Consider the following 14490-nt stretch of genomic DNA (forward strand, 5'->3'; position numbering starts at 1 on the left):
TATGGTGTCGGCTGTCACGCCCACCCATCGGGGGAGGTGCAGCTTGCCAGCTGTCCTGGAGATCGAAGGTCTACGTAAGACGTACAAGAGTCGTCGACGCGGCACCCGCAACGCGCTCGACGGCTTCGACATGCGGGTCGACGCGGGGCAGGTGCACGGCTTCCTGGGTCCCAACGGGTCCGGCAAGACCACCACGCTGCGTACCCTGCTCGGCCTGATCCGACCCGACGGCGGCCGGATGGCGCTGCTCGGGCACGAGGTCCCCGACGCACTGCCCACGGTCGCCGGCCAGGTCGGCGCGATCGTGGAGAGCCCGCAGTTCTTCCCGCACTTCACGGCACGGGACACGCTGGCCCTGCTCGCGGGGGCGGGCGAGGTGCCGGCGGCCCGGGTCGACGAGGTGCTGGAGCTCGTCGGGCTGCGCGACCGGGCCGGTGAGCGGGTCAAGACGTACTCGTTGGGCATGAAGCAGCGGCTCGCCGTGGCCTCTGCCCTGCTGAAGAACCCGAAGCTGCTGATCCTCGACGAGCCGGCCAACGGCCTCGACCCGGGCGGCATCCGGGAGATGCGCACGCTGATGCGCAACCTCGCCGAGTCCGGCATGACGGTGGTGCTGTCCAGCCACATCCTCGGTGAGATCCAGCTGATCTGCGACTCGGTCACCATCATCTCGCTCGGCCGGCGGGTCGCGTTCGGCCCGGTCGACGAGGTGCTCGCACAGCACTCGTCCGGTGCGGTCCGGATCCGGCTGGAGGCGGTCAGTGACCTGCCGCTGGCCACCGAGGCGCTCACCCAGGCCGGGATCCGGGTCACCGGTCACCCGGACCACCTGATGCTGGCCGGCGTCGACAAGCCGGCGGCGGTGACCCGGCTGCTCGCCGAGAAGAACCTCTACGTCAGTGAGTTGGCGCCGATCGCCGTCGATCTGGAGAGTGTCTTCCTCGAACTGACCGCCACCGCGCCGGTACCCGGCCAGCACCGGCAGGTCGACGAGTCCATGAAGGTCGGCGGGTCGGGTCAGCCCGGTCCTGCCGGAGGAGGGTGGGGCGCGTGAGCCTCTTTCGTACGGAGCTGCGCCGGCTCGCCAAGCGGCGTTTCACCCGTTACATGACGCTGCTCGGCCTGCTGGTGCTGGCTGCCGTGGTGGTCGGGGTGTTCTTCACCAACCAGAAGATCGACGCCGGCCAGCTCGCCAAGGCCGAGCGGCAGGCCGACCAGCAGTACCAGGAGCAGGTGCGCTGGAGCGAGCAGGAGCGCGCCGCGTGCGAGCAGGCCAAGACGGCCGGTACGGCGACCGACGGCCGCTACCCGGACGACTGCTCGATGATCACGGCCCCGTCCCGGGACCAGATCGAGGCGAAGTGGTTCCTGCCCTCGACGTTCAACTTCCGGGAAACGTTCGACGAGACACTGATCCCGTTCGCGGCGATCCTCGCCCTGGTCGGGTTCGTCATCGGCGCGTCCTTCGTCGGTGCCGAGTGGAGCACCGGCGGCATGATGAACCTGCTGCTCTGGCGGCCGAAGCGGCTCACCGTACTGCTCACCAAGCTGGCCGCGCTGCTCACCGGCATCCTGGCGGTGACGCTGCCCGCCGCGGTGCTCTGGTTCGCCGGATTCTGGGCGGTGGCCACGTTCCGCGGCAGCACCGAGAAGATGACCTCGGGTGCCTGGCAGTCGTTCCTGCTGACCGGCGTCCGCGGTGTGGCGCTGGTGTTGGTGCTCACCACCATCGGCTTCGCCCTCGCCTCGCTGGGTCGGCACACCGCGATGGCCCTCGGTGGCGTGGTGGCGGTGATGGTGGTCGGCCAGTTCGGTCTGGGCATCCTGCTGTCCATGGCGGGCGTGCGGTTCGCCGAGGCGTGGCTGCTGCCCACGTACGCGCTGGCCTGGATGACAAAGACGGTCAAACTGGAGGACTGGAACTCCTGCAACGCGACCTACTTCGGGCAGTGTGAGCCGGCCACGATGGAGATCACCTGGCAGCAGTCCTCTGTCCTGCTCTCGGTCGGGGTGGTGGTGATCCTCGGGGCGGCGCTCTGGGCGATGCGTCGCCGCGACATCTCCTGACCTGACCGAAGTGACGCGGCGCGGTCGGCCCGGCCGTCGGGGTTCCCGGCGGCGCGGGGCCGGCCGCGCCGCTTGCTGCGTCCCTGCTCGCCCCTGGCTAGGCTGAGCGACATGTCCGCCGACGCCACCCCGGCCACCCCCGAGCCGTCCACCGACGCTCGTCCGGGTGACGCGGCGGGTGGCGGCGGACCGGCCGTCCCGAACCCCCGACCGGCGCCGCCCATCGAGATCACCGACGAGTCGGCGTCGCCCGCCGACGAGTCGGCGCAGCCCCCTGATCCCGCCCCGGGGCTGACCGAACGGGAGCGGGCCATCCTCGTTTTCGAGCAGCAGTGGTGGCGGCACGCGGGTGCCAAGGAGCAGGCCGTCCGAGACACCTTCGGGATCTCGTCGACTCGGTATTACCAGCTGCTCAACGGCCTGCTGGACAATCCGGCCGCGCTCGCCGCCGACCCGGTGCTGATCAGCCGACTCCGCCGGTTGCGCTCCTCACGAGCCCGCAACCGCCGCCGCTAACTCCCACCCCACCCCACCCCACCCCCGCGATCTTGCACTTTCTGTTGCCGTTTCGCGGTTTTTATGGGTCTTTGCCGGGACACAAAGTGCAAGATCGCGCTGTCTAGCGTCGGTCAGCCGGGCTAGCCGCATGGCGGCCGGCCGGGCGGGTAGGCGGGAGGTGTTCCGGGGTCGCCAGGCGACCGAGAACCCAGGAGGGGAGCGGAGCATGACGGCAACGAACCAGAGCGGACGTGGGCAGCAGGCCCGACAGGAGGCCTCCCGGGTCGGCCAGCAGGCCGCGCAGGCCGGGGGGCAGGTTGCTCACACCGCCGCTGAGCAGGGCGGGCAGGTGGCTGCGGAGGCGCGGCGGCAGGCCCAGCAGTTGACCGGCGAGGCCACTGGGCAGCTTCGGGAGCAGGCGCAGTCGCAGCAGCGGCGGGCCGCCGCAGGGCTGCGCGACCTGGGTCAGAACCTCAGTTCGATGGCTGAGCGGGACGGCGATGCCGGACTGGCCGGTCAGGTGGTACGCAAGGCGGCCGACGCCGCCCAGCAAACGGCCGGCTGGCTCGACGAGCGCGAACCCGGCGAGGTGCTCGACGAGGTCCGCACGTACGCGCGGCGCCACCCGGCGACGTTCCTCGCGGGCGCGGCGGTAGCCGGGCTGCTGGTGGGGCGGCTCACCCGTGGCCTGACCGCACCGCCCTCGGGCAACGGCCAGGGTGGCAGCGGGTCCGGTGCTTCGTCACCAGCGCAGGGCGCACCGGCGGACGCCGGTCAGCCGTACGTGGGGACGGCCCGGGCGCAGAACGTCTCGCCCACCGGCCAGCCGGCGCGGAACCTGCCCGGCGGGGTGGCGCCGTGAGCGCCCCGGAGAAGGAGCGGACCCAGGCCTCGGTCGGCGAGCTGATCGGTGATGTGACCCGGGACATGTCCACCCTGGTGCGCAAGGAGGTCGAGCTGGCCAAGGCCGAGTTGCGCGAGGAGGCCAGCCAGGTCGGCAAGGCCGGCGGCATGTTCGGTGGTGCCGCGCTGGCCGGGTTCCTGGCGGTGTTGTTCGTGTCGTACGCCCTGTGGTGGGGGCTGTCCAACACGATGGACCAGGGGTGGGCGGCGCTGATCGTCGCGGTCATCTGGGCCGCCGTGGGCGGTGGCCTCTTCATCAACGCTCGGACCCAGCTGAAGCGGGCGCGCGCGGTTCTGCCCCGGACAAAGCAGACTGCCCGGGAGCTGCCGGACGCCCTGCGGGGTCGGTGAACGAGTCGGGAGGGAACAGGTCATGTCCAGTGATCCGGATCGGATCCGGCGGGAGATCGAGACCACCCGCAACGAGTTGAGCAGTGACGTCGACGCACTGACCGACAAGGTCAACCCGCGTCGGATCGCCGGTGACCGCGTCGGGCAGGCCCGCGGGGCGTTCACCCGAGCGAAGGAGAAGATGATGGGCAGTTCGAATCAGCTCGGGCAGGAGGCTGGCCAGCGGATGTCGCACGTGGCCGGCTCGGTACGCGACGAAACCCGTTCACTCGGGCAGCACTCCCGCGAGCAGGCTCAGGGCAACCCGATGGCCGCCGGCCTGGTCGCCTTCGGAGTTGGTCTGCTGGCCGCCTCGTTGATCCCGCCGAGCGGGCGTGAGCGGCAACTCGCCGGACGCGCGCGGAGCATGGCGACTGAGCACTCCGGTGAGCTGCGCGAGCAGGCGAGCCAGGTTGGCCACCAGATGCAGGACAACCTGCGGGGGCCCGCGCAGCAGGCGGCCCAGTCGGTGCGGTCCAGCGCCCAGCAGGGCGTGTCCGCGGTACGCGACCAGGGCCGTTCGGCCGCCGGGCAGGTGCAGGGAGAGACGCATGCGGCCGTTGACGACCTTCGGCAGCACTGACCCGATCGGCGCGGCGGGGCCGGCGCAGGTGATGCGGGTGAGTTCCGCGTCCGCGCTGGCCCCGGACCGGGCGGTCAACGAGGACCTGGTCTTCCGGTTCGGTCCGCTGGTCGGTGTCCTGGACGGCGCGACCGTACCGGACGGCTTCGACACCGGTTGCGTGCACGGGCCCGAGTGGTACGTCCGGCACCTGGCCGCCCGGATCGGCGTCGCCGAGGCGGTACGCCCCTCCGCCCGACTGACCAGCAATCTGGCCGCGGCCATCCTGGCGGTGCGCGCCGACCACGGCGGGCAGTGCGACCTCGACCATCCCGGCACCCCGTCCAGCACGGTCTGCCTGCTGCGGGACTGCGGCGACCAGGTGGACTACCTGGTGCTCTGCGACAGCCCGCTGGTCCTCGACGCCGGCGGGCAGGTCAGCGTGGTGACCGACAACCGGCTGGACACGGCAATGGCCGAGCTGCGGGAGACCGTGGCGACCGTGCCGGGCGGCGCGGCGGACCCGGTCACCCGGTTCCGGCACGCGGTGAGCGTCCAGCGGGAGCGGATGAACCGTACGCATGGCTACTGGGTTGCGGCTGCCGACCCGGACGCAGCCTTCCACGCGGTGACCGGGACCCTGCCCCGGCGCGGTCCGGCGGCGATCCGGCGGGCCGCGCTGCTCAGCGACGGCGCGTCCAGCGCGGTGGAGCAGTTCGGGCTGACCGACTGGGCCGGTCTGCTGGACCTGGTGAGCGCCGATGGGCCGGGCGCGTTGATCGACCGGGTGCGGGACGCCGAGCGCGACCACCCCGATCGGCTGCGTCGGCACAAGTCCACCGACGACGCGTCGGTGGTGTTCTGCGAGTTCGAGCCGGCGGTTTGAGCGCTCGACACCCGGACGGGTGACAACAGAGCGTGAGGTGGAACACCCCGGCCGCCCGACCGGCCGGTACCGCTGTCCAGACCGCCAGTGGATGGCCAATGGGGTGGACTTCGGCCGATGAGGGCGGCAGACTGCGGCACGTGGCGGGTGCGGTCCGGCTGGAGCCGGTGGACGAGCGGAACCTGGAGCCGTTGCTCTCCGTAGCGGCTGCGGAGGCGGAGCCCGGTGACGTCATGCCTCCGGTCGAGGCTCCCGCCGGCTGGTCGCTCGCCCGCCGCGAGGCGTTCCGGGAATTCCATCGGGCCAGCTTTCGCGGGCTGGACGGCCCGACCCGTTCGCAGATGTACGCCATCCTCGTCGGTGGCGAGGTGATGGGCATGGTGCGGATGACGCGCTGTGACGAGCCCGGCACGGTGGAGACCGGAATGTGGCTCGGCCGCTCGGCACGCGGGCAGGGGATCGGCGCGGCAGCCCTGCGGGAGCTGCTGAACGCCGCCGCTCGGGCCGGCATGCGAGCGGTGGTGGCCGAGACGACCTCGGACAACATCGGCGCGGTCGCCGTCCTGCAGAAGTGCGGCGCGAAACTGCGCGAACACGACGGCAAGGTGCACGCCGAGATCTGTCTCGACTCGACACCGCCCGCCCGTTGAGAGGTGCCGGCTGGTCGGCGGCGATGTGACGTACTACGGACGTCCCGCGCGTGACAAAGGGTTGTGCTGCTCTGATCACTCCCGGTTGGCGGCGTACTCGGCCAGCCGCCTGACCTGGGCGGGGTCCAGCGACGGACGTACCCGGGCCCGCGCGGTCGCCACGTGCGCGGCGGTGACCGTGGCCGCGGCGAGCGACTCCCGCATCGCGGCCAACGCCGCCTCCCGGACCAGCGCCGCGCAGTCGGCGGCGGAGAAGCCGGTCAGCTCGTCGCCGAGGGCGGGCAGGTCGACGTCCGGTGCCAACGGCACCTGCCTAGACGCGGCCCGCAGGATCTCCGCGCGGGCCGGCCCGTCCGGCGGCGGCACGTAGACCAGCCGCTCCAACCGGCCCGGCCGCAGCAGTGCCGGGTCGACCAGATCCGGTCGGTTCGTGGCGCCGACCACCACCACGTTGCGTAGCGTCTCCACCCCGTCCAACTCGGTGAGCAGGGCGGCGACCACCCGGTCCGTGGTGCCACCGTCGGTGGCCTGGCCGCGTACCGGTGCCAGCGCGTCCACCTCGTCCAGGAAGATCAGGGTGGGGGCCGCCTCCCGGGCCCGCCGGAACAGCTCCCGGACCGCGCGTTCGCTCTCGCCGACCCACTTGGAGAGCAGTTCGGCGCCCTTCACCGACAGCACGTTGGCCCGTCCCGAGCCGGCCAGCGCGGTGACCAGGTAGGTCTTGCCGCAGCCCGGCGGCCCGTAGAGCAGGACACCGCGCGGCGGCTGCACCCCGAGCCGGGCGAACGTGTCCGGGTAGGTCAGCGGCCACAGCACCGACTCGGTCAACGTCTGCTTGACCTCGTCCAGGCCACCCACGTCGTCCAGGGTCACCGAGGCCAGATCCAGGGTGGACGCCGCCATCGTGGTGGGCCGGACCACCTCCCGAGCGGCGGTGAAGTCGGCCATCGACACCGTCGGCGTCTCGGCGGACTTCTGCCGCAGCGCCGCGCGTACCCCGGCCTCCCGGACCAGCGCGGCCAGGTCCGCCGCGACGAACCCGGGGGTACGCGCGGCGACCTCGTCCAGCCGGACGTCGTCGGCCAACGGCACCTGCCGGGTCAGCACGGTGAGCTGTTCGCGGCGCAGCGCCTGATCCGGCAGTGGGACGCTGATTCGCAGCGACAGCAGGTCCGGCGCCCGCAGTGCGGGGTCGACGGCCTCCGGCCGCCCGGTGGTGCAGACCACGGCGACGCCGGCGCGGACGCAATCCGCGAGCACCTGGCGGAACACCGTCGCCACCGGGCCGGGCTCCTCCGCCGGTGCGATCGCCTCGACGTCGGTGACCAGCAGTACCGCCGGCCCGCCGGCTCGGGCGGCCGTGCCCGCGACGCGCAACCGCTCGGCGGCGGCCTGATTGGCCAGCGCGGCCACCTCGGGTGCCCAGAGCGGGTGCACGCGGGCACCGACCCGGGCGGCCACGGCCCGGACCAGCGCCGACTTTCCGGAGCCCGCCGGGCCGACGAGCAACACCCCCAACGAGATGGTGGTACCCAGCCGGCCCAGCACCTCCCGGTGGTGGAAGCCGAGATCGAGCAGTTCGGTCAGCTCCTCGGCCTGGGTTCGCAGGCCGGGCAGCTCGTCCACGTCGGGCGCGTCGTCCGCCGGGGCCACCTCGGTGCTGGCCCGCGGTTGGGTCGGTGCGGTGTCGACCGGGCTGGGCCCGCCGTGGGTGCTCGCGCCGTGCTCCCAACCGAGCACCGTGCCCATGGTGACCAGCGCACCGGCCCCCGGCTCGACCGTGACCACGGTGAGCAGGGTGCTGGTCCAGGCGAACCCGACGGTGTTGGCGAGGCTGCGTCGCGCCGCCTCGACCAGGCTGCGGACCGAGGCGTCCGGCAGCACGTCCTGCGGTAGCAGCGACACGTCGTCGCCGGCGGTGAGCACCTTGCCCAACAGGGCGAGCCGGAGCATCTCCGGGCTGACCGCCGCGACGACCTCCACTGGCCCGGTCAGGACGACCCGGCTCGCCGGGACCAACGGCACCGGGCTCACCCGCACCTGACCACCGTCGCGCAGACCCAGGTTGCCCAACGTCAGGTCGTCGGCGTACAGCAGGGCGCTGCTCGCACCCGGTGCGGCCGCCGCCGCGATCCCGGCCGTCTCCCGGCGGCCGACGAGCCGGACCGGATCGCCGGGGCGGAGCCCCAGTGCGGTCAGCGCCTCCGGGTGCAGCCGCACGATGCCCCGTCGGGCGTCCAGCGTGGCCGGCCGCAGGCTCGCCGTCAGGGTCAGATCAGGTTGCGCCACCGCCCGACCGTAGCCGCCAGCGGCCAGCCCCGCCGGTCAGCGCCGCGGATCCAACTCGTCCAACAGCGACGGGTCGCGCCGGATCAGCTCCGCCAACCGGGCCGCCGGGTCCGGGGTCAACCCGTCCGGGCCGGGCGCCCAGGCGGGCACCGTCCGGCCGGACAGCGGCCAGGACGGCGGGGGTTCCACCGGCGCCGCCGGGGGCACCGGTCCGACCGTGACGGCGGGCCCGTCCCAGGAGACCCGCATCGGGTACGTCCGCCCGGCGTGCTCCACCTGCACGGTCACCGCCAGCCCGGGGTGGGCATCGACGACCTGGCGGACCGCCTCGGCCACCTCCTCGACCGGTCCCCACCCGGGCACGTCACTCGGGGTCTCGACCCCCGCGTGCCGCGGATCGTGCCGGCCCGGCCGGGCGTTGCGGGCGCCGCTGCCGAGCCCGGTCGGGCTCGACGGTGCGGCGGTGTCGTCACGGTCGGCGGCCCGACGGCGTGACGCCTCCTCACGCCGGGCCAGCCGGGCCAGCGTCTCGTCCAGGTCGCCCCTCACCAGATCACCTCTTCCCGCCACGGCCGGAGCTGGTCGGCTCAGGCCCTTCTGTCTCGGGTAGCGCGGTCCAGCGCACGATCCAGGACGACCAGGAGGGCGTCCCGCACCGAGAGCCGGTCCCGGGCATCGAACTGCACCAGAGGAACATGATCGCCGATGGCCAGCGCCCAGCGGATCTCGGCGAGCTCCAGGGCCAACCGCCCGTCGAAGGCGTTGACCCCGACCACGAACGGCAGCCCGGCCCGCTCGAAGAAGTCGATGGCCGGGAAGCAGTCGTCCAGCCGGGCGCTGTCCACCACCACCAGCGCGCCGAGTGCTCCCCGGGCGAGGTCGTCCCACATGAAGCCGAACCGGGTCTGCCCCGGCGTGCCGAACAGGTAGAGCTTCAGGCTGCGGTCGATCGTCACGCAGCCGAAATCCATCGCCACCGTGGTGGTGGTCTTGGTGGATCGGGCGCCCGGGTCGTCCACGCCGATCCCGGCGCTGGTCATCTCGGCCTCGGTGGTCAGGGGCGCGATCTCGGAGATCGCGCCCACGGTGGTGGTCTTGCCCACCCCGAACCCACCGGCGACCAGGATCTTGACCGGGATCGGCGGTGCGGCCGGCTTACCGCCCGGAGGTGGCACCGACGCCGTGCCCGACGGGGGCCGGTACGGCGGCGGTGCGGCCGGCGGTGGGCCGGTCCGCCCGACTATCGGCCCGGTGCCCGGGGACATGCCGTAACGGGCGGCGGCGCTGTTCGCGGCGACCCCGCCGAGCGGGGCGACCGGCCATTCAGGAGATCGCACGGAGTCCATCAATCACTCGCAGGATGAGATCGGGATCGACAGCGTCGTCGGTGTCGGTGACGTGCACGTCCAGGTGCCCGGCGGCGCGGAGGTCGCCGACCAGGACCCGTACCACGCCGAAGTGCAGCCGGGCGCGGGCCGAGATCTCGGCCACCGAGATCGGCTCGGCGCAGAGCGCGATGATCGTCTGCAGTTCCGGTGCCAGCAGCGCGCCGGGTGGGCCGGCCCACCAGCCACTGTCCACGCGGGCGGTCACCTGGGTCTCCAGCCCGATCGCCGGGTCGGCACCGGCCACCCGCCCAGCGGTGAGCACGAACGGACGGGGACCGGCCGGCTGCTCCCCGCCCGACTGCGGCTCGGGCAGCGTCGGTGTCGCCGCCGCGCCGTCCCCGGTCGGGGACGGCGTGCGCAGGTACGGGCGGATCCGAACCCTGGGATCCGGATCCGGGTCCTCGCCGGCGACGTCGGGGGTCACTGCTGAACGGCGTTCTTCAACTCGACGATCAGCCGCGGGGTCAAGGCACCACCGGCCCGCCCGGCGAAGAGCGTCATCTCGTACGCGACAGTGCCCAGGTTCGCCGACCGGTCGGCGACCACCCCGAGCACGGAACCGCTGCTGATCGCGCTGATCAGCAGGTAGCCGTCGGCCATGTCGACGATCACCCGGTTGAGGCCGCCGAGCGCGTACCAACTGGCCGCCCCGCCGGCGAGGCTGGTCATCCCGGACACGACGGCGGCCAGGCGCTCCGCGTTGGACCGATCCTTGATCGCCGACATGGCCATCAACAGACCGTCCGAGGAGACCGCGATCGCCTCCAGGACCCCGGCGGTGCTGGAGGTGAAGGAGTCCAGCAGCCAGTTGAACGTACGGGCCTCCGGGCTGAGGTCCCCCGGGGTGCTGGGTTGGCTCTGGTCGACGTTGTCGTGCAGGAAGGGGCTGGTCACCGTGATGATCCTTCGTTCCGGTGGTCGGGGCTGACTTCGCGGAGAGCGCGGGCGACGCCCGCCTCGAACTCGCTGATGAGGTCGCGGACCTCGGCCGGGTCACCGAGGTGCGTACTGGGTGGCTGGCAGGCCGGGATGGCGGTGAGGTTCGCCCCCGGCACCCGGCGGCTCAACCGGGGCCGCTCCGATGTGGGTTCGGTAGAGCCACCGCCACCGGTCACCATCGGGCCGGCGCCGCCCGGTGTGCTCGGCAGGTCGACGGTCACGTCCGGATTCCCCACGGCCGCCCCGACACTGGCCGCCGAACCGGCCGGACCCGGTGCCACCTGTAGCTCGGCCCGGCGTACACCGGCCTGGAACGCCTCGACCAGGGCGCGGGCGGCGGCGGGGTCCGCGCCGGTGGCGTCCACCGGCCGGGCCGGTGCGGCGGTGGCGTGCAGGCTGGCCCCGGGCACCCGTTGCCGGACCCGTGGCCCGGTCGGCTTGCCCGACGGCTCCGGGCCCTGGGGTTCGGGAACGGCCTGCTCGGGTTGGCCCCGACCGAACGCGTCCCAGGACGAGCCGGCGTCCAGGCTGCGGGTGACCCGGCTGAGCAGGTCCGAGTCGAAGCGGGCCGGCGCGGCGACGGCCGCCGTGCGGGGCCGCCCCGGGTCGAGCGTCACCGTCGTACGCCGGTCTCGGGCCGGCACCGCGGCCCGGGCCACGGCAGCCCCGGCGCGGTCGGCGCGGCGCAGCACCAGTGACGCCGCTGGGATCTCCAGGTATGCGGTCACCCCACCGCCGCCGGTGGCGGCCAGGCCGACCTGCCAACCGTGCCGGCGGGCCAACCGGCCCACCACGAAGAGACCGAGCACCTCGGTCGGGGCCAGGTCGAGCCGTTCCCGGCGGGTGAACCGGGCGTTCTCCTCAGCCAGCCGCTGCTCGCTCATCCCGATGCCGTGGTCCACCACGGTGAGCCGCGCGCCCAGGCCGGACGTCTCGGCGGCCACCAGCACCCGGGTGTGCGGCGGGGAGAAGACGGTGGCGTTCTCCATCAGCTCGGCCAGCGCCAGCACGAGGTCACCGACCACCGCCGGCGCGGCCGAGATGCCCGCCGGCACCTGCACCTCCACCCGGGTGTAGTCCTCGATCTCACCGAGCGCCAACCGGACCACGTCGGCCAGTGGCACCGGTGCGGTGTGCGCGTCGGCCCCGGCCGAGCCGGAGAGCACCACGAGGCTGCCGGCGTTGCGCCGCAACCGGCTGGAGATGTGGTCGAGTCGGTACAGGTGCTCCAGGCGGCCCGGGTCGGCCTCCTGCTGTTCCAGCCGGTCGATCAACGCGATCTGCCGACCCACCAGGTTCTGCGTACGCCGCCCGACGTGGCCGAACATCTGCGCCACGTTGCGTCGCCCGGCGACCTGCCGCTCGACCAGCTGCGCCGCGGTGTTCTGCACCCGGTCGAAGGCCCGCGCCAGGTCGCCGATCTCGTCGTTGGCCCGGATGTCCACCGGTTCCAACCGGACCGACTGAGAGCTCTCCGTCTCGTCGTCGGTGACCCGGACCAGCTCCGCCTCGGCGACCCGGGCGACCCGGTCGGCCGAGCGGGTGAGTCGGGTCAGCGGTCGGGCGACGGTCCGCGCGACCGCCACGCTGAGCAGCACCACCAGCGTCAGGATCAGCGCCGCCGCGGCACCGACCAGGTACGCGGCGGTCAACGCCCGCCGCTGCTCGGCGGTCACCTCGGCGAGTACGTCGGCGACCAGCTTCTTCTCGACGAACTGACCGAGCCGGATCATCGTGCGGACGGCCGGGAAGAGCGCCTCCATCGGCACGTCGCGGACCGCGGCGGCCGGGTCCCGGGCGCTTCTGACCAAAAAGTCGGGGCTGGTACGCGCGGCCACAGCGGCGTCGTTGAGCTGGGCCACCGTGAGCTGCTCGGGCGTGATCAGGCTGCGGAAGCGCGAGTTGTCGACCATGAGCGCGGCGATGCACGCCACGTATCCGGCGGTGGTGTCCGGGGTGCCGATCGCCTTGACCAGCAGGCTCAGGGTGGCGCAGGTGGCCAGGCCCTCGTCGGCGCGGAGCAGCCCGTCGAGGGCGAGCACCTGGCGGCCCGGCAACGTGTCGGTGTCCACCCCGATCACCAGCTGCAGTGACTCGATGATCCCCTTGTTGACCGGGCCGAACGCGTCCATCACCTGGCCCGGGTTCGCGGCCCGAGCCAGCACGGCGGTCCGCAGGTCGATGAGGCTGGACACACCGTTGAGCGCCTGGTCGACCTGGTCGGTCAACGCGCCGCTGCGCGCCGCCCGGAGGTCGGCCACCCGATCGTCCACGTCGGCGGACTTGCGAACCAGCTCGCTCCGTTCGACCCGGCCGAGCAGGAAGCCGACGGAGAGGATGCGTTCCTGCTGGAGGTCCTGGACCAGGCTGCCGACCCGGCTGGCGAGTCGTACCCGTTCGGCGGTGTCGCCGGCCCGCTGTGCCGCGGCGACCCGGTCGTGCATCACCGGCACGGCCAGGCCGACCATGCTGAGCAGGGGGATCACCACGAGCAACGCCAGCTTGCCGCGGATCCGGAGCCTACCGAGCAGCATCGAAGGCCCCCCACTGGGCGGTCTCCGGTTCACCGGCCGCGCCGACCGGTTGCCGCGCACGCGGCTCGTCGGCCGGCGGTTGCCAGGGGTCGCGGGGCAACGGGGTGTCGGGACTCTCCGCGTGGGTCGCGGTCAGGGCGGCCCGACGCCGTGCCCGGCGGCCGGCGGCGATCAGCAGCGCGGCGAGCCAGCTCAGCAACAGGGCGGCGACGACCCCCGCTCCGGTGGTCAGCCAGCGGTCCCGGTCGAGTCGATCGATGCGTTCGACCAGCAGCGAGTCCAGTTCGGTGAGGATGACCGGCTGGAGTTGGCGGGCCGAGCGGTGCGCGTTGAGCGCGGCGGCACTCAACTGGACCGGGTCCACCACGCCGGTCTCCTTGCCCGGCGCGGAGTACGCGGCAAGCGCCTCCACCGAGCGCTGGTACGTGTCCAGCGGGGTCAGCACGTTGGCGCCCAGGTCGGTGCTCTCCGAACCGTCCACGGCCGAGCGCAGGTTGTCGACGAGGTCGGTGGCGGGTGCCAGGGCGGTCACCCGCAGGCCGGTCAGCTCCAGCAGGCCGCGAGGTTGCTCGGCGGCCGGCCGGCGGGAGACCAGCGTGCCCAGGTCGCGAAGCCGGCCGGCGGCCACCATCGCCTCGGGCAGTTCCTGGCCGACGCTGTCCTGCAGGAAGAAGGAGTCGGCCTCGGGGTCACGGACCAGCCCGGAGCTTTCCCGGACCTTCCGGTGCAGGGCCAGCAGCAGGTCGGAGACCTCGCCGTACGCCGTGTAGGCGGCCTCCGGGTCGGCGGCGGCACGGCCGCGTAACGCCTCCAACTTGGCCCGTACACCCGCCCAGCGTTCCTGGCTGAGTAGCTCACCGCCGATGCGGGCGTCCACCGCGGCGGCGCCCTCGACCGCCCGGTTCAACGCATCCCGTGCGTCGGGGCGTCCGTCCACCGCGGCGGACTGGGCCTCGACGAGGGCGTCGGTGACCGCCGCCAGAGCGGTGAGGTACTGCACGCCGAGCCGTTCCCGGGCGGCGAGGTTCCGGTCGTCGGTGATCTGCCGCCAGTTCGAGGTTGCGAGCAGGCCCAACGGTGCCAGCAGTGCTGCGACGAGCAGCAGGGGCAGCAGCCGGCCCAGCGTGGACGGCCGTCGACGAGCCCGCGGCGCGGGGACTGTCATGTGTGTCTCCTCCGGCGTGGGGCGCGGATCGGCGCGGCGTCGGGTAGACCGACAAGTCCCGTGCACCGGACCGGAAAACTAATCGAACCCCCGGCTGGTCAGACCGCACTCGACGAGTCAGGTTCACGTCACTTCGAGCCATGTCACCATTTGTCCGCGTTACCCGCACGCTCTGTGTCATCGGTGGGTGTGACATGGAGGGATCGAGGTGGATATCCG

The 14490-nt window shown here is 72.9% G+C and carries 15 protein-coding genes; 8 read left to right on the forward strand and 7 right to left on the reverse strand.

Features of this window, described 5'->3' with window-relative positions; all coding sequences use genetic code 11:
- The first annotated feature begins 43 nt into the window (after positions 1–43).
- The 8 genes from ACIBF8_RS24305 to ACIBF8_RS24340 all read left to right on the forward strand — a co-directional run bounded on the left by ACIBF8_RS24305 (position 44) and on the right by ACIBF8_RS24340 (position 5956).
- Positions 44–1054 carry an ABC transporter ATP-binding protein gene (locus ACIBF8_RS24305; RefSeq protein ID WP_396785852.1) on the forward strand — a complete coding sequence of 337 codons (1011 nt, stop codon included), beginning with the start codon at positions 44–46 and terminating at the stop codon, positions 1052–1054.
- Entirely contained in the window at positions 1051–2067 is a 1017-nt protein-coding gene (locus tag ACIBF8_RS24310) for an ABC transporter permease subunit (RefSeq protein ID WP_396785854.1), read from the forward strand. The genes ACIBF8_RS24305 and ACIBF8_RS24310 overlap by 4 nt, the downstream gene beginning before the upstream one ends.
- A gap of 111 nt (positions 2068–2178) precedes the next feature.
- The gene (locus tag ACIBF8_RS24315) at positions 2179–2583 is read left to right on the forward strand and encodes a DUF3263 domain-containing protein (protein ID WP_396785856.1); all 405 of its coding nucleotides are present in this window, start codon (positions 2179–2181) and stop codon (positions 2581–2583) included.
- A 208-nt stretch (positions 2584–2791) separates the two neighbouring features.
- Positions 2792–3427, forward strand: a complete 636-nt coding sequence (locus ACIBF8_RS24320) for a hypothetical protein (RefSeq protein WP_396785857.1) — start codon at positions 2792–2794, stop codon at positions 3425–3427.
- Positions 3424–3819, forward strand: coding sequence for a phage holin family protein (locus ACIBF8_RS24325; protein WP_396785858.1), 396 nt, complete (start codon positions 3424–3426; stop codon positions 3817–3819). Before ACIBF8_RS24320 ends, ACIBF8_RS24325 begins: the two co-directional genes overlap by 4 nt.
- Before the next feature lie 22 nt (positions 3820–3841).
- Entirely contained in the window at positions 3842–4441 is a 600-nt protein-coding gene (locus ACIBF8_RS24330) for a DUF3618 domain-containing protein (protein ID WP_396785859.1), read from the forward strand.
- Positions 4410–5306 carry a hypothetical protein gene (locus tag ACIBF8_RS24335; protein WP_396785861.1) on the forward strand — a complete coding sequence of 299 codons (897 nt, stop codon included), beginning with the start codon at positions 4410–4412 and terminating at the stop codon, positions 5304–5306. The genes ACIBF8_RS24330 and ACIBF8_RS24335 overlap by 32 nt, the downstream gene beginning before the upstream one ends.
- 140 nt (positions 5307–5446) lie before the next feature.
- Positions 5447–5956, forward strand: coding sequence for a GNAT family N-acetyltransferase (locus ACIBF8_RS24340; protein ID WP_396785863.1), 510 nt, complete (start codon positions 5447–5449; stop codon positions 5954–5956).
- A gap of 75 nt (positions 5957–6031) precedes the next feature.
- On the opposite strand, the gene ACIBF8_RS24345 is transcribed toward ACIBF8_RS24340, so the two are convergent.
- From ACIBF8_RS24345 to ACIBF8_RS24375, 7 genes are read right to left on the reverse strand one after another with little or no spacing between them, the layout of a single operon-like run.
- Complete coding sequence (locus ACIBF8_RS24345) at positions 6032–8245, reverse strand: AAA family ATPase (RefSeq protein WP_396785865.1); 2214 nt, start codon at positions 8243–8245, stop codon at positions 6032–6034.
- Between the two features lie 36 nt (positions 8246–8281).
- Positions 8282–8794: a hypothetical protein gene (locus ACIBF8_RS24350; protein ID WP_396785866.1), complete on the reverse strand. Its 513-nt coding sequence runs from the start codon at positions 8792–8794 to the stop codon at positions 8282–8284.
- Between the two features lie 38 nt (positions 8795–8832).
- Positions 8833–9591: a GTP-binding protein gene (locus ACIBF8_RS24355; RefSeq protein ID WP_396785867.1), complete on the reverse strand. Its 759-nt coding sequence runs from the start codon at positions 9589–9591 to the stop codon at positions 8833–8835.
- The gene (locus ACIBF8_RS24360) at positions 9569–10057 is read right to left on the reverse strand and encodes a DUF742 domain-containing protein (protein WP_396785868.1); all 489 of its coding nucleotides are present in this window, start codon (positions 10055–10057) and stop codon (positions 9569–9571) included. Before ACIBF8_RS24360 ends, ACIBF8_RS24355 begins: the two co-directional genes overlap by 23 nt.
- Positions 10054–10527: a roadblock/LC7 domain-containing protein gene (locus ACIBF8_RS24365; protein WP_396785870.1), complete on the reverse strand. Its 474-nt coding sequence runs from the start codon at positions 10525–10527 to the stop codon at positions 10054–10056. The genes ACIBF8_RS24360 and ACIBF8_RS24365 overlap by 4 nt, the downstream gene beginning before the upstream one ends.
- Positions 10524–13106, reverse strand: a complete 2583-nt coding sequence (locus tag ACIBF8_RS24370) for a nitrate- and nitrite sensing domain-containing protein (protein WP_396785871.1) — start codon at positions 13104–13106, stop codon at positions 10524–10526. Before ACIBF8_RS24370 ends, ACIBF8_RS24365 begins: the two co-directional genes overlap by 4 nt.
- Positions 13093–14271, reverse strand: coding sequence for a hypothetical protein (locus tag ACIBF8_RS24375; RefSeq protein WP_396785873.1), 1179 nt, complete (start codon positions 14269–14271; stop codon positions 13093–13095). The genes ACIBF8_RS24370 and ACIBF8_RS24375 overlap by 14 nt, the downstream gene beginning before the upstream one ends.
- Positions 14272–14490: the final 219 nt, after the last annotated feature.

Origin of the sequence: Micromonospora sp. NPDC050276 (assembly GCF_044459545.1) — a bacterium.
Taxonomy (GTDB): domain Bacteria; phylum Actinomycetota; class Actinomycetes; order Mycobacteriales; family Micromonosporaceae; genus Micromonospora.

Bases quoted from the DNA above. Each gene is read 5' to 3' on its own strand.
- ACIBF8_RS24355 (WP_396785867.1), bottom strand. From the start codon at position 9,591: ATGGACTCCGTGCGATCTCCTGAATGGCCGGTCGCCCCGCTCGGCGGG.
- ACIBF8_RS24320 (WP_396785857.1), top strand. From the start codon at position 2,792: ATGACGGCAACGAACCAGAGCGGACGTGGGCAGCAGGCCCGACAGGAG.
- ACIBF8_RS24330 (WP_396785859.1), top strand. From the start codon at position 3,842: ATGTCCAGTGATCCGGATCGGATCCGGCGGGAGATCGAGACCACCCGC.
- ACIBF8_RS24315 (WP_396785856.1), top strand. From the start codon at position 2,179: ATGTCCGCCGACGCCACCCCGGCCACCCCCGAGCCGTCCACCGACGCT.
- ACIBF8_RS24375 (WP_396785873.1), bottom strand. From the start codon at position 14,271: ATGACAGTCCCCGCGCCGCGGGCTCGTCGACGGCCGTCCACGCTGGGC.
- ACIBF8_RS24370 (WP_396785871.1), bottom strand. From the start codon at position 13,106: ATGCTGCTCGGTAGGCTCCGGATCCGCGGCAAGCTGGCGTTGCTCGTG.
- ACIBF8_RS24335 (WP_396785861.1), top strand. From the start codon at position 4,410: ATGCGGCCGTTGACGACCTTCGGCAGCACTGACCCGATCGGCGCGGCG.